Annotated in this window: 17 protein-coding genes; 3 read left to right on the top strand and 14 right to left on the bottom strand. The window is 45.7% G+C overall.

Features of this window, described 5'->3' with window-relative positions; translation table 11 throughout:
- Nucleotides 1-361: 361 nt before the first annotated feature.
- From asd to leuC, 4 genes are all read right to left on the bottom strand, one after another.
- On the bottom strand, nucleotides 362-1,468 hold the full coding sequence (gene asd / locus H5647_RS13520) for an aspartate-semialdehyde dehydrogenase (RefSeq protein WP_236074890.1): 1,107 nt from the start codon (nucleotides 1,466-1,468) through the stop codon (nucleotides 362-364).
- A gap of 73 nt (nucleotides 1,469-1,541) precedes the next feature.
- Nucleotides 1,542-2,621 (bottom strand): 3-isopropylmalate dehydrogenase, encoded by a 1,080-nt coding sequence (leuB, locus tag H5647_RS13515; protein ID WP_045859283.1) that lies wholly within the window; start codon nucleotides 2,619-2,621, stop codon nucleotides 1,542-1,544.
- A 28-nt stretch (nucleotides 2,622-2,649) separates the two neighbouring features.
- On the bottom strand, nucleotides 2,650-3,297 hold the full coding sequence (gene leuD / locus H5647_RS13510; RefSeq protein ID WP_045859281.1) for a 3-isopropylmalate dehydratase small subunit: 648 nt from the start codon (nucleotides 3,295-3,297) through the stop codon (nucleotides 2,650-2,652).
- Nucleotides 3,298-3,315: 18 nt separating this feature from the next.
- Complete coding sequence (gene leuC, locus H5647_RS13505; protein WP_045859279.1) at nucleotides 3,316-4,734, bottom strand: 3-isopropylmalate dehydratase large subunit; 1,419 nt, start codon at nucleotides 4,732-4,734, stop codon at nucleotides 3,316-3,318.
- Between the two features lie 164 nt (nucleotides 4,735-4,898).
- Here leuC and H5647_RS13500 point away from each other — a divergent pair, with 164 nt between their 5' ends.
- Nucleotides 4,899-5,771: a LysR family transcriptional regulator gene (locus H5647_RS13500; RefSeq protein WP_045859278.1), complete on the top strand. Its 873-nt coding sequence runs from the start codon at nucleotides 4,899-4,901 to the stop codon at nucleotides 5,769-5,771.
- A 111-nt stretch (nucleotides 5,772-5,882) separates the two neighbouring features.
- Nucleotides 5,883-6,662 carry a TIGR04219 family outer membrane beta-barrel protein gene (locus H5647_RS13495; protein WP_045859276.1) on the top strand — a complete coding sequence of 260 codons (780 nt, stop codon included), beginning with the start codon at nucleotides 5,883-5,885 and terminating at the stop codon, nucleotides 6,660-6,662.
- Nucleotides 6,663-6,707: 45 nt separating this feature from the next.
- Here the strand turns inward: H5647_RS13495 and H5647_RS13490 are convergent, their stop codons facing one another.
- The 4 genes from H5647_RS13490 to prmB all read right to left on the bottom strand — a co-directional run bounded on the left by H5647_RS13490 (nucleotide 6,708) and on the right by prmB (nucleotide 11,104).
- Nucleotides 6,708-7,730 (bottom strand): hypothetical protein, encoded by a 1,023-nt coding sequence (locus H5647_RS13490; protein WP_045859274.1) that lies wholly within the window; start codon nucleotides 7,728-7,730, stop codon nucleotides 6,708-6,710.
- A 135-nt stretch (nucleotides 7,731-7,865) separates the two neighbouring features.
- Nucleotides 7,866-9,005 carry an MFS transporter gene (locus tag H5647_RS13485; RefSeq protein WP_045859272.1) on the bottom strand — a complete coding sequence of 380 codons (1,140 nt, stop codon included), beginning with the start codon at nucleotides 9,003-9,005 and terminating at the stop codon, nucleotides 7,866-7,868.
- Between the two features lie 14 nt (nucleotides 9,006-9,019).
- A complete protein-coding gene (aroC, locus tag H5647_RS13480; protein ID WP_045859270.1) occupies nucleotides 9,020-10,123 on the bottom strand; it encodes a chorismate synthase in 1,104 nt (367 codons plus the stop codon).
- Between the two features lie 60 nt (nucleotides 10,124-10,183).
- Nucleotides 10,184-11,104, bottom strand: coding sequence for a 50S ribosomal protein L3 N(5)-glutamine methyltransferase (gene prmB, locus H5647_RS13475; RefSeq protein WP_045859268.1), 921 nt, complete (start codon nucleotides 11,102-11,104; stop codon nucleotides 10,184-10,186).
- Nucleotides 11,105-11,208: 104 nt separating this feature from the next.
- Between prmB and folE the strand changes: the two genes are divergently transcribed.
- Complete coding sequence (gene folE, locus H5647_RS13470) at nucleotides 11,209-11,784, top strand: GTP cyclohydrolase I FolE (RefSeq protein WP_045859266.1); 576 nt, start codon at nucleotides 11,209-11,211, stop codon at nucleotides 11,782-11,784.
- A gap of 70 nt (nucleotides 11,785-11,854) precedes the next feature.
- Here folE and H5647_RS13465 read toward each other — a convergent pair whose 3' ends face one another.
- The 6 genes from H5647_RS13465 to htpG form a co-directional block, all read right to left on the bottom strand.
- Nucleotides 11,855-12,733 carry a DUF4892 domain-containing protein gene (locus tag H5647_RS13465; RefSeq protein WP_045859264.1) on the bottom strand — a complete coding sequence of 293 codons (879 nt, stop codon included), beginning with the start codon at nucleotides 12,731-12,733 and terminating at the stop codon, nucleotides 11,855-11,857.
- Entirely contained in the window at nucleotides 12,726-13,601 is an 876-nt protein-coding gene (locus H5647_RS13460) for an alpha/beta fold hydrolase (RefSeq protein WP_045859262.1), read from the bottom strand. Before H5647_RS13460 ends, H5647_RS13465 begins: the two co-directional genes overlap by 8 nt.
- A gap of 4 nt (nucleotides 13,602-13,605) precedes the next feature.
- A complete protein-coding gene (gene sixA, locus H5647_RS13455) occupies nucleotides 13,606-14,079 on the bottom strand; it encodes a phosphohistidine phosphatase SixA (RefSeq protein ID WP_045859260.1) in 474 nt (157 codons plus the stop codon).
- A gap of 6 nt (nucleotides 14,080-14,085) precedes the next feature.
- Nucleotides 14,086-14,466: a DUF4389 domain-containing protein gene (locus H5647_RS13450; RefSeq protein ID WP_082087056.1), complete on the bottom strand. Its 381-nt coding sequence runs from the start codon at nucleotides 14,464-14,466 to the stop codon at nucleotides 14,086-14,088.
- The gene (locus H5647_RS13445; protein ID WP_045859258.1) at nucleotides 14,466-15,485 is read right to left on the bottom strand and encodes an NAD(P)H-dependent glycerol-3-phosphate dehydrogenase; all 1,020 of its coding nucleotides are present in this window, start codon (nucleotides 15,483-15,485) and stop codon (nucleotides 14,466-14,468) included. The genes H5647_RS13450 and H5647_RS13445 overlap by 1 nt, the downstream gene beginning before the upstream one ends.
- Nucleotides 15,486-15,804: 319 nt before the next feature.
- Complete coding sequence (htpG, locus tag H5647_RS13440) at nucleotides 15,805-17,703, bottom strand: molecular chaperone HtpG (protein ID WP_045859256.1); 1,899 nt, start codon at nucleotides 17,701-17,703, stop codon at nucleotides 15,805-15,807.
- Nucleotides 17,704-17,754 lie beyond the last annotated feature (51 nt).

Below are 17,754 nucleotides of genomic sequence, written 5' to 3'. Positions count from 1 at the left end.
GTTTTAATAATTCAGATTGGCGCGTATCTATGAACCCCCAAAAGGGCCCTCGCACGAACCAGTCATACCCTTGGTCATACCCGAAGCGCCATAACCTCGAATAATCTTTCAGTATTGGTCGTAAGTATTCATTATAAATAGCTTTTTTTCAACTTATTGCCCATGCAAAAGACCCGAGAAGACGGCTAAATACCTGTAATTTTTGAACAAAGACACTATTTTATGGGCGTTTTTTAATCAGGCGACAATACAACTACCAACGCACTCATTGATCGAGCTAGATTAAAGCGTAGCGCTATAGAGATAAAAGGAGGGAAAACATCCCCGTAGTGAACCCACGAAGATGCTATTTCTTTAATCGTTATTGCTCACGCAATATGCGCAGCATTCGGCGCAACGGCTCTGCCGCCCCCCAGAGTAACTGATCGCCAACCGTAAATGCACTAAGGTATTTTGGCCCCATAGACATCTTACGTAATCGCCCCACCGGAATAGATAAAGTACCGGTCACCTTTGTTGGTGTAAGTTCCTGCAGGGTAAGGTCACGATCGTTAGGAATGACGTTTACCCAATCATTGGCGGCTGCGATAATTTGCTCAATGTCACTTAAAGGCACATCCTTAGTTAATTTAAGCGTCAGCGCCTGACTATGGCAACGCATCGCGCCAACACGCACACAAATACCATCAATAGGAATCGGGTTCCCTGAGCGACCCAGTATTTTATTGGTCTCCACTTCCGCCTTCCACTCTTCCTTGCTCTGAAAGTTTTCCCGCTGTACGTCGATGTAAGGCAACAAGCTTCCCGCTAATGGCGCACCGAAACGATCTATCGTTAACCCGTCACGCATTGCCGACACCACTTTACGGTCAATATCCAATATGGCAGCTGATGGATTAGCCAAGTCATCTGCCACGCAATCTCGAATTTCACCCATTTGCGTGATCAACTCGCGCATGTTCTGCGCGCCTGCACCACTCGCTGCTTGATACGTCATGGCTGATGTCCACTCGACCAAACCCTCTCGAAATAGACCGCCCAATCCCATTAACATTAAGCTAACAGTACAATTTCCGCCTATATAGTTTTTAACACCCCGAGCCAACCCCTCTCGAATCACGTCATCGTTCACAGGGTCAAGAATAATTAACGCACTGTCATCCATACGGAGGGATGAAGCTGCATCAATCCAATAGCCTTTCCAGCCACCTTCACGCAATTTCGAAAAAACCGCACCGGTATAATCGCCACCCTGGCAGGATATAACCGCATCCATTGTCGACAATTCCGTTATGTCATACGCATCTTTTAGCTCAGGCGTTTCAACGCCTACAGCGGGTGCGGTTCCACCTACATTCGACGTTGTAAAAAATACAGGCTCGAGCCCTACAAAATCATTTTCTTCTAGCATCCGCCCCATCAATACTGAGCCAACCATGCCTCGCCAACCGACAAATCCAACCCTCATAATGTAACTCTCTTTAAAAATTAATGAATCATATCCAGTTAGGCGGCCCAAACACCGGGCTCACCATTCACCTTTAACCGACCAAAGCAGCAACTACCGCATCACCCATTTCACTTGTTGACACTTTAGTTGTGCCGTCGGAATAGATATCGGCCGACCGTAAACCTTTGTCCAACACGGCGCCAACCGCACTTTCAATAGCCTCTGCTGCACCCGCCTGATCTAACGAATAGCGCAACATCATTGCCGCAGAAAGAATTGTAGCGAGCGGATTGGCTATTCCCTGCCCTGCAATATCGGGCGCTGAACCATGTACGGGCTCGTATAACCCGCGCCCCTCTTTGTTCAACGATGCAGAGGGCAACATTCCGATAGAGCCCGTTAACATGGCCGCGGTATCCGACAAAATATCACCAAACATATTGCCCGTTACGATTACATCAAACTGTTTTGGTGCTCTCACCAATTGCATTGCAGCATTATCAACATACATATGTGAAAGCTCTACTTCCGGGTATTCACGCGATAACGACTGCATAACTTCTCGCCACAATACCGTGGCCTCTAAAACATTTGCTTTATCAACGGAGCACACTCGATTGTCACGTTTCATCGCCATCTCAAATGCACTTCTACCAATACGCTCTACCTCATGTTCGGCATACACATAAGTGTTGTACCCTTGGCGCTCGCCATTATCAAGCAGCCTAATTCCACGTGGCTCGCCAAAATAAATACCACCGGTTAATTCACGTACAATCAATATATCCAAGCCCGCAACAAGTTCGGGCTTTAGTGAAGATGCATCCGCGAGCTGAGGGTATAAAATCGCTGGGCGCAAATTCGAAAACAATCCCATTTCATAGCGAATTTTTAACAAACCCTTTTCCGGGCGAATACTAGAATCCATTGCGTCCCACTTGGGACCACCAACAGAACCCATTAACACGGCATCGGCTGCCTGACACTTCTCAAGTGTAGAATTAGCGAGCGGTACACCGTGCACATCTATTGCACAACCACCAATCAAATCTTCTTCAAACTTCAAACCCAATTTAAATTGCTTATCTACAACTTCCAGCACTTTTACCGCTTCAGCCATAATCTCTGGCCCAATTCCGTCGCCGGGCAACAATACTATTTTTTTACTCAAGGTAATTCCCTCTCAAATCAAAGTTTAGCTACTGACTTACCGCGTCGAATAGCCAAGGCTTTTCTTGTCGACGTTTGTCTTCATAAGTGGTTATAGCATCGGCATCTTGTAGTGTAAGACTAATATCATCAAAGCCATTTAGCAGGCAATGCTTACGAAATTCATCAACTTTAAAGCTATATTCTGCACTGTCTGAAATAACTTTTTGCTGCTTTAAATCAATCGTGAGCTCATAGCCTTCTTTAACGTACATAGCGTCAAATAAATCACTGACGTCTTGCTCATCCAGCACAATAGGCAATAGGCCATTTTTGAAGCAATTATTATAGAAAATATCAGCAAAACTAGACGCAATAACAGCACGGAACCCGTATTCATCTAATGCCCAAGGCGCATGCTCACGACTAGAACCACATCCGAAGTTTTCTCGCGCCAATAATACGCTAGCCCCTTGGTACCGCTTAAAGTTAAGAGGAAACTCAGCATTAACTGGACGCTGACTATTATCTCTTCCGGGCTCACCCACATCCAAGTAACGCAATTCGTCAAACAAATTAGGCCCAAAACCTGTGCGCTGTATAGATTTTAAAAACTGCTTTGGGATGATTAAATCGGTATCAACATTCGGCCTGTCCATCGGTGCAACAAGGCCAGTGACGGTTGTAAAACTTTTCATTAGTACCCTCCTCTAACCTTAATATTCACGAACATCGACAAAATGGCCGGCAATCGCCGCGGCGGCAGCCATAGCGGGGCTCACAAGATGCGTACGACCGCCATAACCTTGGCGCCCCTCAAAATTGCGGTTTGATGTGGACGCACAATGTTCACCAGCGCCAAGTCGATCGGCATTCATAGCAAGACACATTGAGCAACCCGGTTCACGCCACTCGATATTGGCCGCAGTAAAAATTTTATCGAGCCCTTCCAATTCCGCTTGCGCTTTTACCGCGCCAGAACCTGGAACAACAATCGCTTCTTTAACCGTTTCAGATTTAGTGCGACCTTTAACAACGGCTGCTGCAGCTCGAATATCTTCAATGCGAGAATTCGTACAAGAGCCGATAAAGACTCTATCTACGTAGATATCCTCAATTGCTTGGCCAGCCTTTAACCCCATATATTCGAGCGCTCGTGTAATACCGCCCGCTTTAACTTCATCATTTTCTGCACTTGGGTCAGGTATGGCGCCATCAATAGGCAGCACCATCTCAGGCGACGTACCCCAGCTAACCTGAGGCTTAATGTCAGCACCCTTTAATTCAACAACCTTATCAAACACCGCTCCGTCGTCTGAACAATACCCCCGCCAATCGCTCTCGGCTTTTTCCCAGACGTCACCTTTCGGTGCAAAGGCACGACCTTTGACGTATTCAATTGTGATGTCATCCACCGCTACCATACCTGCACGGGCACCCGCCTCGATGGCCATATTGCACACAGTTAAACGGCCTTCCATCGACATGCTCTGGAAGACATCGCCACCAAACTCAATCGCATAACCTGTTCCACCTGCAGTGCCTATTTTGCCAATAATAGCCAGTACAACATCTTTTGAGGTAACGCCCTTACCCAGTTCACCATCGACACGAATCAACATGTTTTTCATTTTTTTGGCAACAATACATTGCGTGGCAAGCACATGCTCAACCTCACTGGTACCAATACCAAACGCTAATGCGCCTAGTGCACCATTAGTAGATGTGTGGGAATCACCGCATACAATAGTCATACCCGGCAAACATGCACCGGTTTCGGGCCCCACAACGTGCACAATACCTTGACGTCGGTCATTTATTTTAAACTCGACAATACCTAGCTCATCGCAATTATCGTCGAGTGTTTGCACTTGAATTTTAGATATTGGGTCCGCAATTCCATCCACTCCTGAGGCGCGTTCAAACGATGTAGTAGGCACGTTATGATCCGGCGTTGCCACAACGCTATCAACACGCCACGGCTTACGCCCAGCCAAACGAAGCCCTTCAAATGCTTGCGGAGAGGTCACCTCGTGAACAATATGGCGATCAATATAAATCAGGGAGGAGCCATCATCCCTTTGAGTAACTTCATGGTCATCCCAAAGCTTGTCGTAAAGCGTACGTGGGGTCATAACACAGGCCTCTTAAAATAGCGGTCTTCAAGTGCACCGATAGGTGCGGATGCCAAGCATTCTAGTATCACCAGACTGATAACTCAAATTCATTATTTTCATATTTTGCATTCCGAAAAGGAATACACTATAAAGAATGTCTCTAGAGAGCACGGAAAGATCAAATGGATACCGAAACACTCAAGGCTTTTATCGCCGTCGCTGAACATCAATCGTTTTCATTGGCTGCCGAAAGCCTGCATCTCACACAACCCGCTATCAGTAAGCGCATTGCAGCACTGGAAAAAAAATTAAACCACTGCTTGTTCGATAGATTAGGCCGCGAAGTGATACTAACTGAAGCTGGCGAAACGCTTCGCCCAAGGGCTGAGCAAATACTACGTTCCATTACTGATACAGAACGCACGATTAAAGAATTAACGGGCAATATATCAGGCGTGCTGCGCGTTGCTACAAGTCACCACATAGGGCTGCACCATTTACCTCCAGTACTGCATGCGTTCACATCAAAACACCAGCATGTTAACTTACAGTTTGAATTCTTAGACTCCGAGCAAGCCCACGAGCGCGTCACTCACGGTGACTGTGAACTTGCAGTTGTAACCTTAGCCCCGAAAATACAGGAGCCTCTTATTGGCGAACGCATCTGGTCGGACCCTCTTGTTTTCGTCGCTGCTCGAAACCATCCTCTAGCGGCGGCTCACACCATTTCCCTAGAAATACTTAGCCGACAGGCTGCTATTCTTCCCGACCTCAATACTTTTACTGGCCGCCTTGTTAAACGATGCTTCGATGAAGTGGATCTCAAATTAGAACTCAGCATGACCACGAATTACCTAGAAACCATCAAAATGATGGTTTCTGTCGGGCTCGGCTGGAGCGTATTACCCAAAACCATGGTGGATGATCAAATGATTGAAATCCCAGTAAAAAACGTACACCTAAAACGAGAGCTAGGTGTTGTCACACACGCCAAGAGAACGCTAGGCAATGCTGCACTCGCTTTCTATGAGACTCTCCGCGACAAAGGTGCATAGAACGACAAGTTTATTTCAACATTTACAAAAACAAAGCGCGACAGCACAAGTATTTGCTATAAGTTAATATTGCTGACACTGCACACTCTGGATTGCATTAGGATAAATATCATGAAAAACTGGAACTCACGCCTGTACGCCCCCCTTTTAATCGGCGGCTGCAGCCTGCTGTCCTCCCACACCCTCGCCGATACGGTATTAGGTATTTATGCGGGTGCGGGCTCTTGGGATGTATCCTTAGACGGATCAATGGGAATTGATGACGTACCCATCACCACCGATGAACTGGGTCTTGAGACCGACAAAAGCAGCTTTTTTTACGTCGCTCTTGAACACCCGATCCCCCTCATACCTAATATCCGCATTCAACGTGCAACCCTCAAAAGCGAGGGGTTTGCCGTCGTTGATCGAGAGTTCACATGGGATGAAATTAGCTTTCCCGCAAGCGCGCCAACCACAACGCTGCTCGATTTCAACCAAACCGATTTGACGCTTTATTACGAAATACTGGATAACTGGGTCAGTATGGATGTTGGCATCACAGCAAAAATTCTTGATGGGCAAGCAAGTATAGAATCAGAGCCAGAAGGCGCTGAACCGATAGAGGAAATCACTGAACTTAACGGTGGCCTGCCAATGATCTACGGAATGGCGAGATTCGACATACCCACCACCGGGGCATATGTGGCGGGCATGATCAATTACATTAGCTATGACAACAGCACAATATCTGACATAGAGATTAAAGCGGGGTGGATGTTTGAAAGTGCACTCGATATTGGTGCCGAATTTGGATATCGCCAATTTAAAATGACATTAGTCGATTTCGAGGGGGCCAATGCAGACCTCACCTATGACGGCCCTTACTTTAATCTAGCCCTACACTTTTAATACCTATTAAGGCCAAGTAATTTAAGGGCCCTCGGCAATGGCGCGCTAACGTACTAATGCGTCGAGGGCTTCTTCATTGCGCCGAGCTTCATCCTTTTTAAACGTGTCTTCAGCTAGCACTTGCTCTTCAATAATATTGACAAAGCCTTCAATTGGAGCAAAATCATTGGCCTTCGTAAGCGCCTTCAGCGCATCCTTGGATTCCCGCTCTACTGCCCAATAAAAGCTGGCTCGGTGTAATCGAGCAGCGGCTTGATACTGATAAAAATTAACATGACTTTCACTTCCGTTAGACTCTCGCTTGGCTTCCAATATACGCTGAGAAACACGCGCACTAGTTCCCCATGCTTTAGCCGCTTTTTTATTCTTATCTCCACCAGAGTAGCTATAGCCAGCGGCCTCGTAGGCCTTGCCCGCCATACGTAATACTTTAAACGAAATAATTCTATAGGCTTTTTTCGTAGACGGGTCATCCCCTGTTTGGTATTTCTTCCAAAGCTCACTACCATAGCCAAAAAGCTTTCCTGCTACATCCAGCGAGTCATCGGCAAAAGTACGCCAAGCAGAAACCGCTTTTCCCTCTTCCTCATACACCAACCAACTCGTCGTCACCTGACGCTGGCTATCAAAAAGATTATCGATATTTTGATCCATTACCGCCAACAACTCTAGCGCTGCTTTAAAATTCAAGTTACTCACTTTTGCTTTTACCGAATCAAGATCACTATGAAGCGACAAATACAGACTACCCGACTGAGAATACAATGACTTAATAGTTTCTTGGGGTACAACCTCTATATTCGAAAGTTTAAGGGCTAAGGGTAACGGGAATGCAGCGGGCCCATGTAAAGAGCAGAAATCGGTCGGTTGATTCATATTCTTGGCGCATCGTGCTTTAATATTTTTTTCGTGAGAAACACAAGAATTTTGCCACGCACCTTCTGGCAACGTGGCACAATCACAATCAATTTTGGGGCAAATCTCTGCCGCTTGAGCGACGGTACACACGATAAGCGCAGTGACGATGCTACCAAAAACCTTAAAAAACCTTAAATTGACTATTCTCATATTCCGATATACCTTTTTTTGCACCGCTACTCATTAGAACATCTTCTTATTTTAGAAGATCGAAGCAAAGACACAAGCCCCAGAAAAAGAGAGTGTGTCAGTTATTTTACGCCAAACCTACCTATGCGACAGTAATCACAAAACGAAACTTTTCTCAGGAAGGTAAAATAGCGCAATCAAATAGGCAATAAACGCTGACAATACTGCAAAACCAAAAGCCCACAAAGGCTCGACTTCCCACATCAAACCGCTTGCATAAGCGCCAATCGCATTTCCTGCCCCAAAACACACGGCGCTATAAAATGCTTGCCCTTGGCTTTGAGAGCCCAAACCAAAATGCACACGCACAAACTCAATCGCAATGGCGTGGGTTACACCAAAGGAAAAAGCGTGGAGTAATTGAATACCCGTAATTAACAGAACTGCATTGGGGTATAACCCAATCACCGCCCAACGAATGGCTGTTACTAGAAGGCTAAACTGCAGTAATTTTGCGATTGAAAACTGCCTGAATAATTGCGGTATTTTGAGGAAAACCACGATTTCTGCAATAACACCAATGGCCCATAATATGCCAATAAATGAGCGCGAGTAATGGAAATCCTCAAGGTATAAGCTGTAGAAAGTGTAGTAAACACCATGGCTCACCTGCAGTAATGTCATTGCCAACATAAACCAAATAACAACAGGCTGTTTTACTATTCGTATAAAATCACCCATACACTGCTGAGTATGAGCGTCGCGCTCATTCGGCAGGCTAACTGCACCGAGAAAAATACCAGTAAGAAAAAAGAATATAACGAGAGGAAGGTAACGAACAGAAACATAACCTAACACGTAACCCAACACTACAACGGTAACAATAAAACCAATGGAGCCCCACACTCGAATTCGACTATAACGATGAGGTTCATCCGTTAAGTAATTGAGCGTGACCACTTCAAACTGCGCCAATATGGCGTTCCAAAAAAAACTGTAGGCAAAAATCACCACAATTAACCAAAAATAATTTTGGCTAAAAAATATACCGGCAAAACAAATACACGCACCGGCAGCGCCTAAACGAATAATAAACAGCCGCCTACCGCATATATCGGCAAGCGCCCCCCAAATATTGGGGGCTGCCAATTTTGTCAACATTGGAATAGCCGAGAGCAATCCTATCTCTGCAGGCTTATAGCCCAAATCATCTAGATAGAGTCCCCAGTAAGGGGAAAGCGCGCCGACTACTGCAAAATAACAAAAGTAGACGGCCGATAGACGCCAGTATGGCATGTGATTATTCGATATTACGACTGGGGGCTTGCGGGAACCGTAAATACATGCGCGCCTGCATCGCCGTTTTGACCTCTCTGCCGCAAAGCATGATCGAGCAATACGATGGCCATCATGGCTTCGGCAATTGGCGTAGCACGAATACCGACACAAGGATCATGACGCCCAGTTGTCACAACATCAGCTGGCTCACCATCAACCGTCACACTCCGCCCAGAAATTCGCAAGCTAGACGTTGGCTTCAACGCAATATGCGCTATTAGATCTTGCCCCGTCGATATTCCACCCAATACACCGCCAGCCTGGTTAGATAAAAACCCTTCTGGAGTGATTTCATCACGGTGCTCAGTGCCCTTTTGGCTAACGCAATCGAACCCAGCACCAATTTCCACGCCTTTTACAGCATTTATACCCATTAAGGCATGAGCCAAATCAGCGTCAAGGCGATCGAAAACGGGCTCGCCAAAACCGGCGACCATATTCGTTGCAACAACAGAAATTTTCGCACCAACGGAGTTACCCTCTTTATTCAGCGCAACCATATAGTCTTCCATTTCTTTGATTTTGGATGCATCTGGACAGAAAAAAGGGTTTTGATCAATCTGACTCCAATCAACAGTGTCGATTTTAATTGGCCCGAGTTGCGATAAGTACCCACGAACGTCTATTCCCCAGAATTGCTTCAAAACCTTCTTCGCTAAAGCACCTGCAGCAACACGCATTGCGGTCTCTCGAGCGGATGAGCGGCCACCTCCTCGATAATCACGAATACCGTATTTTTTCATATAAGTGTAATCGGCATGAGCAGGTCGAAACTGATCTTTTATTTTTGAATAGTCTTTTGATCGTTGATCGGTGTTTTCGATTAACATTCCTATAGGCGTGCCTGTCGTCTTCCCTTCGAAAACGCCCGATAAAATCTTAACTTGATCAGCCTCTCTTCGCTGAGTTGTAAATCGTGACTGGCCGGGCTTGCGGCGATCTAAATCTAGCTGGAGATCTTCTTCCGTTAAAGGGATCCCAGGAGGGCATCCATCAACAATACAACCTAAAGCCAAACCATGGCTTTCACCAAAAGACGTAACTGTGAATAATTTGCCAAACGTATTACCAGACATAAATCTCTCGTTATTATTAACTAAAATTCAGCTATTGAACCTTTTTACAATTGCCACATATTAATGGCCGGTAAACAGCGATCCATATTCCAACAATTGCTCGGCCGTCAATATAAAAATGCCATGACCGCCATTTTCAAATTCGGGCCAGAAAAAATCAACTTCTGGGTAAGTTTCTTCCAACGCTTCCCAGCTATTACCTACTTCAACCACCAATATACCGCCGGGGTTCAAATGTAATAATGCGTCGCGCAATATTCTTCTCGTTAAATTCAACCCATCTTCACCCGACGCCAGCCCCAACGCAGGCTCAGCGTGATACTCGGCAGGCATCGACGCTAAATCTTTGGCGTCTACATAAGGCGGGTTCGATACAATCAAATCATAGGTCTTCCCTACAAATTCTTCAGCGTTAAACACATCAGACTCAATAATATTGACTCGATCTTGGTGCCCAAGGCTCTCGATATTGCGCTTCGCTATTGCCAGTGCCTTCGGTGATACGTCACTGAGGTCTACACTGGCTTCAGAAAACATTTCAGCACACAACAAACCAATGCACCCACTACCGGTACACAAATCTAATATAGATTGAGGGTATTCAGTCACCCACGGCTGAAAGCCCGCCAATACAAGCTCTGCGATAGGAGAGCGAGGTACCAGCACATCTGAAGAAACCTCGAAGCGCACGCCACCAAACCACGCCTCCCCGGTTAAATACGCTGCTGGCTGCTGTGATTCGATGCGTCGAATGAGTAAATTTGCAACCGTCTCACGCTCGTTTAACGTTAAACGAGCGTCCATAATTTGCTCTAAGTGATCCCATGGCTGGCTAAGCGCCCATAGCACAAGCACCATAGCTTCATCCCACGCATTGTCGGTACCATGCCCGAAATACAGATTCGCACGTGTAAATTCACTTGCGCCCCAACGAATCCAGTCGCGCACTGTGATAAGGTCATTTATTGGACTAGTCATCATAAATTTTGGCAAATCGCTAAAAGGTCGTTATTCTAGCGTCTTTTCCCCCTCCCGCCTAACCCCTTTGAGGAAGGCGAGACTTAAAAAACTACTTCGGAATTCACATGTGCGACACCAATAAAGTGGCAACCGGCAAAGCCACCCGTGATTATTTTGCCAAGATAATTGAATCCACAGGCGAGAACTTACAAAGACCCGGTTTAGTTGACACCCCTGCGCGTGCAGCAACCGCCTTTGAATACCTCACCAGCGGTTACAGTCAAACACTGGATGAGGTCGTGAACGGCGCGCTTTTCCCTTCAGACTCTAACGATATGGTCATCGTTAAGGATATTGAGCTTTTCTCTCTTTGCGAACACCATATGCTGCCCTTTATTGGGAAAGCACATATTGGCTACATACCAACAGGTAAAGTACTTGGGCTATCTAAACTGGCACGTATTGTCGATATGTTTGCTCGCCGCCTACAAATCCAAGAACAATTGACAACAGAAATTGCCACAACCGTACAGAGTGTAACTGGCGCGGAGGGCGTGGGGGTGATTATTGAAGCTAAACACCTTTGCATGATGATGCGTGGTGTGGAAAAACAAAACTCGCTCATGAAGACCTCATCCATGCTCGGCACTTTCCGAAGCAAGCCTAGTACTCGCAGTGAGTTTCTCTCGCTCTTACAATAAAGATTGTATTGCTCAAAACGGGGTAAGATAATGCGGCATGCTCGCTAGCTATCTCGCCCCGTGTTCGTCACTACGGTTGAATAACCAACTCTACGCGCTGCAAACCATTTTGCATTCGAACGCGCGGAGCCATTGAACCAACGCCCTCTGCACGAATACGCTTACCCGAAACGCCTTGAGCAATTAAGTATTGTAATACCGTCTCGGCCAACGCTTTTGACTGCTCACTATTCTGATCAAAGCTTTCACCACCATACGCATGTCCAACAATAGCCAGATATTGTAAAGGGTTAAGCTTCAACGCTTCAGCTAATGACGTAAGGTGGACGTTTTGCTCAAGAACGGATAAATCACCAGGCAACACCCAATAACCGTTACTTTCCACATTCTTCCATAACGATTTCGGATCGGAAGCGATGCTTAACGCTAGGCTTTGGTTAACCGTTAAACGATCTACCTGTAAGTAAGTTCGCCGATTACCTCGCTGCGACAAATAGCTCACCACAAGCTCTGCTTGATCATTCCGATTTAATTCCCAAACCTGGTAAAATTGCGAAGAATCGATACCGTATAATTGCTTAACTTTAAAAACTTCATTTGCCCACACATTACTACTACCGCAATCTAGCCCCTCACAGGAATACAGCAATCGACCACTATTGCTGGCAAAATACTGCCTTAGGCGCTGCCCTGCCTCACTAAAACTTACTTCAGAAGCCAATTCATATGTATGACTTACGAGAACACCTTTTACGCGCGCATCACGTTCAAACACCCATTGACCATTAATTTTTATAGGGGCGGAAAGTAGAAGCCTATGACGATCTACCGCCCTCGTTTTTTCATACATGGCAGAAGAATCTAAGAAATACGTCTCAACGATCGGTTCCCCTGCAAACACGTTTATCGACAAACACAAACCCACCCATACTCTGACAAATCTATTCATATACACCAATACCTTTAAGCCGATAAAAACTATTCACATACTGAGCGATCTCGGTTGCCTGCAAAGACATATGTAAAAAATGATCGCCCTCAAGCTCAACAACCTTAATATCGGACACCAAGCTTACGTACTCCGTAAAACCTGCAAAATTCTTAATTAACCCCTCATTTCCCACAATCACTAATACCGGCGCCGCCAAACACCCTAAAAAAGCGCGTACCTGCTCCGCCGTAAACTTTACCTCTGAAGGCGCCATTGCCTTGGAATCGTTTGCCCAATAATACCCTTGTCCCGACAACATCACGCCACGTCGAGCGAGCGCACGGGCGTCCGCATAACCTAAAGGAATGATACCGTTTACTCTTGCCGCCACAGCCTTTTCAAAGCTGGGATAGTAACGTCGCTCACGATTAAGAGATGCCATCAAATTGCGAACGGAAGAGGACAGTTGCGCAGGCGCGTCGTGTGCAGAACTCGGTTCTGGCACCAATGATTCAATGAGAATGACGATATCGATTTTTTCAGGAAAAGATGCCGCTAGAATTGAGGCGATCATGGCACCACGAGAATGCGCCAACAACGAAAATACAGGCCAATTCAACTGCTCTGCCACAAGGAGAATATCGGCAATATCTTGCCAAATATTATAAGCCCCAACATGCTCTCGATGATAACTACGGCCGTGCCCAGGAAGATCCAATGCCACAATATCAAAACGCTCGAGTTTGGGCGCTAAAAACTCAAAGCTGGCGCAGTTATCCAGCCAACCATGTAACGCAATGACAGGCGTACCACCTCCATTACCCCACCTTACGCCTCTAAGCGTATTGCTCAATACACTGAATTCCACTTCACGGGTTTGCATCATTCTCCTACTGCGGGTGATAGTGCCAACGTAGCTCAGCGCAGGATGCCGCGATCACCTCTGCATTAATTGCAGCCACACTGCCGGTAGGCATCACAATAGCACCTCGATTCAAACCGCATAGAGATTCTAAAAAACTGGCTACGAAAGGTAGATGAGTTACCAACACAATAGCGTTGTGGCCACTATTTAATACTACCTTATGCAAACACTCAACGGCTTCGCTGACACTTGATGCGGGCGCCAGCCAGTCCACTTCTTGAGCCCCTGCAAGATTAAGCGATGAGGTGATAATCTCACCGCTCTGCTTCGCACGCACCAACGAACTGGTCAAGACTAGACCAACAGACTGCAAGTGCGGCAAATGCTGGCTTACACTGTCGCGTATCTGCGCTCGCCCATTCTGGGTTAAGTTACGCTCACAATCGGAATGAAAATTGTGTTCTGCTTCACCATGACGAAAAACGTAGACATTAACCACACACTGTTACTCTGCTTTGTTGGTATCTTGAACGCTACCAGTATCAGTAGGTTCAACTTCATCAGCGGGAGTAACTGTCGATACTGTTTCATCAACGGCTACATCGACACCGGTATATTCTGGCCAATCAGAAAATGGAAAAGGTTTATCTTCACTGTTGTACGTTAAAAACGCGATTGTATCGGCAATATAATCAATTAATGAGCCACCGAATGTCCTCAACTTTTTATTATCATTACCGGTAATAAGCGCAAATAAAAACTGGATCACGACGAGTATCCACATCACACTTAACGCGAGCTGTAGAAAAACGGCAAATAAGACCATGTAAATTAACCTGAACCAATGTTTACTCGACGTTAGGTTCGATTTCAGTTGTTCGTCCATCAGACTCCTCCTTGCATATCAACATCACTACTTAGTTCACCTGTCATCAGACCTTGTACTACTTCCAAAATATCGCGGTCGTTAAACAGAATTTCATAGAGACCAGCCACAAGCGGCATATATACATTAATATCTTCCGCCTTTTCTTTAACAATGCGCAGCGTATTCACGCCTTCAGCCACTTGACCAATTTCTTCAAGAATTTGGTCCAACTTCTTTCCTTGCCCGAGCGCATAACCCACTCGGTAGTTACGACTTAAATCGGAAGTACACGTTAGGACTAAGTCACCGACTCCCGCCAACCCCAAAAAGGTCATCGGATTTGCGCCCAGCTCAATTGCCATACGATTCATTTCGGCAAGGCTTCTCGTAAGCAACATGGCCATCGTGTTACTGCCACACCCTAATGCTGCGGCCATGCCCGTAATGATGGCGTACACATTCTTTAGCGCACCACCCAGTTCTACGCCATACCTGTCGTGATTACTATAAATTCTAAATGTCTGCGAAGAAAAGGCTTGCTGAACACAATCAATAACCGAATCATCTTCACTGGCAATAACACTGCCCGTGTACTGGTTTTGAATAATTTCTTTCGCAAAGTTTGGCCCACTCAACGCGCCAATACGCACGTTATCCAGCTCCTGCTCAAGAATTTGACTCATCAACAAGAAGCTATCACCCTCTATGCCTTTTGTTGTGCTGATGACGATAGTGTTCGGACGTATATGAGGTGCAACTAAGCGGACAACCTCGCGAAATGACTTGCTAGGTACAGAGATAGTGACCACATCACACTCTTCTACACAATGCAAAAGATCTGAAGTGACGACAAGATTAGGGTGTAGAGAGTAGCCAGGTAAGTACTCGGCGTTTTCGCGTGTTTCTTGGCATATTTCGGCGCGCGCTTGATCGCGCATCCATAGATACGTTTTATTTCCATTGGTGGCAATAATATTGGCGATAGCCGTACCAAAGCTTCCCCCACCTAGTACTGCAACCGTTAATGCTTCGGGCATGGTCTATCCTGCTGAGGTTATTCTACTTTTGCACAGTATAATCGAATAAACACTCGCTTGCTCTTCTAGACAAGCCTAAGTGCATCCGTACCTTTGTGGTTAAGCGTAGGAACCACTATTTCACATTAAAAGGCAGCAACATTGGACATTCAGCTGAATGAATCACATTAGCAACCTACCGTTAACGTATTACGCAATGCTCCTAGCATTATCTTACCGCCAAGGTGTTTCGATACACATATTTAGAAACTAAAGCCAACGACGATGACTGGGGTTAAACTCACCGCAAAAAAAATGGCGCCGAAGCGCCATTTTTTACTTAGGATACATCCATCAGTAGCTTATTTAACCGCCGCACATAGGCCGCGGGATCTTTCAAACTTCCCCCTTCCGCCAAGTTAGCTTGATCAAATAGCACGTGAGCTAGATCAGCAAAGCGATCCTCGTCCGTTTCGCTATCCATTTTTTGAACTAAAGGATGCTGCGGATTCACCTCAATGCTTGGCTTTGATTCTGGCACAGCTTGGCCTGCAGACTCTAAGAGACGGCGCATTTGAGCGCCCATGTCATCGTCTCCAACAACTAAACATGCTGGAGATTCCGTTAAGCGATGCGTAACACGAACCTCTTCAACTTCGCCCGCCAATACATCTTGAATACGCTTAACGAAATCCTGAGAATCCTTTTCTATTTTCTCCTGTTCTTTTTTCTCATCTTCGCTGTCAAGCTTGCCTAGATCTAAGGCGCCCTTCCCTACATCTTGAAACTGCTTGTCTTTGTATTCCGCTAGGTGACCCATTAGCCAATCGTCAACACGGTCACTCAAGAGAAGTACCTCAATACCTTTTTTGCGGAAAACTTCTAAATGTGGGCTGTTTTTAGCGGTATTAAAGTTTTCGGCCACAACGTAATATATTTTGTCTTGGCCTTCTGTCATTCGCTCAATATAACTATCAAGGGAGTTTACTTGCTCGTCCGTATCATTTTCGGTAGTTGCGAATTGCATCAATGCAGCAATTTTTTCTTTGTTAGCAAAATCTTCCGCTGGCCCTTCTTTTAATACCTGCCCAAACTCTTTCCAGAATACAGCGTATTTTTCTGCATCGTTCTTACGCAATTTTTCCAACATATCCAAGACACGCTTAGTCATTGCTGAACGCATACTGTCAATGTTAGGGTCTTTCTGAAGGATTTCACGCGAGACATTTAATGACAAATCATTTGAATCAATAACACCCTTTATGAATCGCAAATAAAGAGGGAGAAACTGTTCAGCGTCGTCCATTATGAAGGTGCGTTGCACGTACAACTTCAAGCCGCGTGCAGCATCTCGGTTATACAAATCGAAGGGAGCTTTTGCTGGAAGGTATAACAAACTAGTGTAATCTAATTTACCTTCTACGCGATTATGGCTCCACTTAGCCGGCTCGGCAAAGTCATGGGAAACGTGCTTGTAGAACTCAATATATTCTTCTTCTGTAACGTCGTTTCTTGAACGAGTCCACAACGCAGTTGCCGTATTAACGGTTTCATCTTCAGGCTCACTAGCCTCTTTATCATCACCCGCCTGCTCTTTTTCCATGATTATCGGTAATGAAATATGATCCGAGTATTTCTTGATGATAGACCGCAACCGCCAACCGTCGGCAAACTCTTGCTGATCCGACTTCAAATGCAATATAACAGACGTACCACGTAGCGTACGCTCAATGGTCTCGACACTGTATTCTGCTTCTCCAGCACTTTCCCAGCGTACGCCCTCACTTTCAGCTGCGCCAGCGCGACGAGTTTCAACCGTTACTCTATCCGCAACAATAAATGCAGAGTAAAAGCCCACACCGAATTGACCAATGAGATGTGAATCTTTCTTTTCATCACCAGTAAGGTTCGATAAAAATGCAGCAGTGCCTGACTTAGCAATAGTACCAAGATGATCAACAACTTCGTCTCGGGTCATGCCAATACCATTATCAGTAATAGTGACCGTATTAGCTTCTTTATCAAAACTGATGCGAATGTTTAGATCGGGGTCACTTTCGTACAACGCCCCGTTATTCAATGCTTCAAAGCGCAGTTTATCGGCAGCGTCAGAGGCATTTGATACCAACTCACGAAGAAATATCTCTTTATTGGAGTAAAGCGAATGAATCATTAGATGCAAAAGCTGCTTTGCTTCCGTTTCAAATCCACGTGTTTCTTTAGTGGCCTCTACTGTCATGGGGTGCTCCTAAGCTCAGTTCTGGGCGCTATGCGCCAAATTCTTACGATC

The organism is Teredinibacter purpureus (assembly GCF_014217335.1).
GTDB classification, from domain to species: Bacteria; Pseudomonadota; Gammaproteobacteria; order Pseudomonadales; family Cellvibrionaceae; genus Teredinibacter; species Teredinibacter purpureus.
Note: the sequence above shows the minus strand (reverse complement) of the source record. Positions and strands in the feature narration are given on the sequence as shown.

What these genes read in the sequence shown, in the direction of transcription:
- asd (WP_236074890.1), bottom strand. Translation starts at nt 1,468, where the DNA reads ATGAGGGTTGGATTTGTCGGTTGGCGAGGCATGGTTGGCTCAGTATTG.
- leuD (WP_045859281.1), bottom strand. Translation starts at nt 3,297, where the DNA reads ATGAAAAGTTTTACAACCGTCACTGGCCTTGTTGCACCGATGGACAGG.
- leuC (WP_045859279.1), bottom strand. Translation starts at nt 4,734, where the DNA reads ATGACCCCACGTACGCTTTACGACAAGCTTTGGGATGACCATGAAGTT.
- H5647_RS13500 (WP_045859278.1), top strand. Translation starts at nt 4,899, where the DNA reads ATGGATACCGAAACACTCAAGGCTTTTATCGCCGTCGCTGAACATCAA.
- H5647_RS13495 (WP_045859276.1), top strand. Translation starts at nt 5,883, where the DNA reads ATGAAAAACTGGAACTCACGCCTGTACGCCCCCCTTTTAATCGGCGGC.
- H5647_RS13490 (WP_045859274.1), bottom strand. Translation starts at nt 7,730, where the DNA reads ATGAGAATAGTCAATTTAAGGTTTTTTAAGGTTTTTGGTAGCATCGTC.
- H5647_RS13485 (WP_045859272.1), bottom strand. Translation starts at nt 9,005, where the DNA reads ATGCCATACTGGCGTCTATCGGCCGTCTACTTTTGTTATTTTGCAGTA.
- aroC (WP_045859270.1), bottom strand. Translation starts at nt 10,123, where the DNA reads ATGTCTGGTAATACGTTTGGCAAATTATTCACAGTTACGTCTTTTGGT.
- prmB (WP_045859268.1), bottom strand. Translation starts at nt 11,104, where the DNA reads ATGATGACTAGTCCAATAAATGACCTTATCACAGTGCGCGACTGGATT.
- folE (WP_045859266.1), top strand. Translation starts at nt 11,209, where the DNA reads ATGTGCGACACCAATAAAGTGGCAACCGGCAAAGCCACCCGTGATTAT.
- H5647_RS13465 (WP_045859264.1), bottom strand. Translation starts at nt 12,733, where the DNA reads ATGAATAGATTTGTCAGAGTATGGGTGGGTTTGTGTTTGTCGATAAAC.
- H5647_RS13460 (WP_045859262.1), bottom strand. Translation starts at nt 13,601, where the DNA reads ATGATGCAAACCCGTGAAGTGGAATTCAGTGTATTGAGCAATACGCTT.
- H5647_RS13450 (WP_082087056.1), bottom strand. Translation starts at nt 14,466, where the DNA reads ATGGACGAACAACTGAAATCGAACCTAACGTCGAGTAAACATTGGTTC.
- H5647_RS13445 (WP_045859258.1), bottom strand. Translation starts at nt 15,485, where the DNA reads ATGCCCGAAGCATTAACGGTTGCAGTACTAGGTGGGGGAAGCTTTGGT.
- htpG (WP_045859256.1), bottom strand. Translation starts at nt 17,703, where the DNA reads ATGACAGTAGAGGCCACTAAAGAAACACGTGGATTTGAAACGGAAGCA.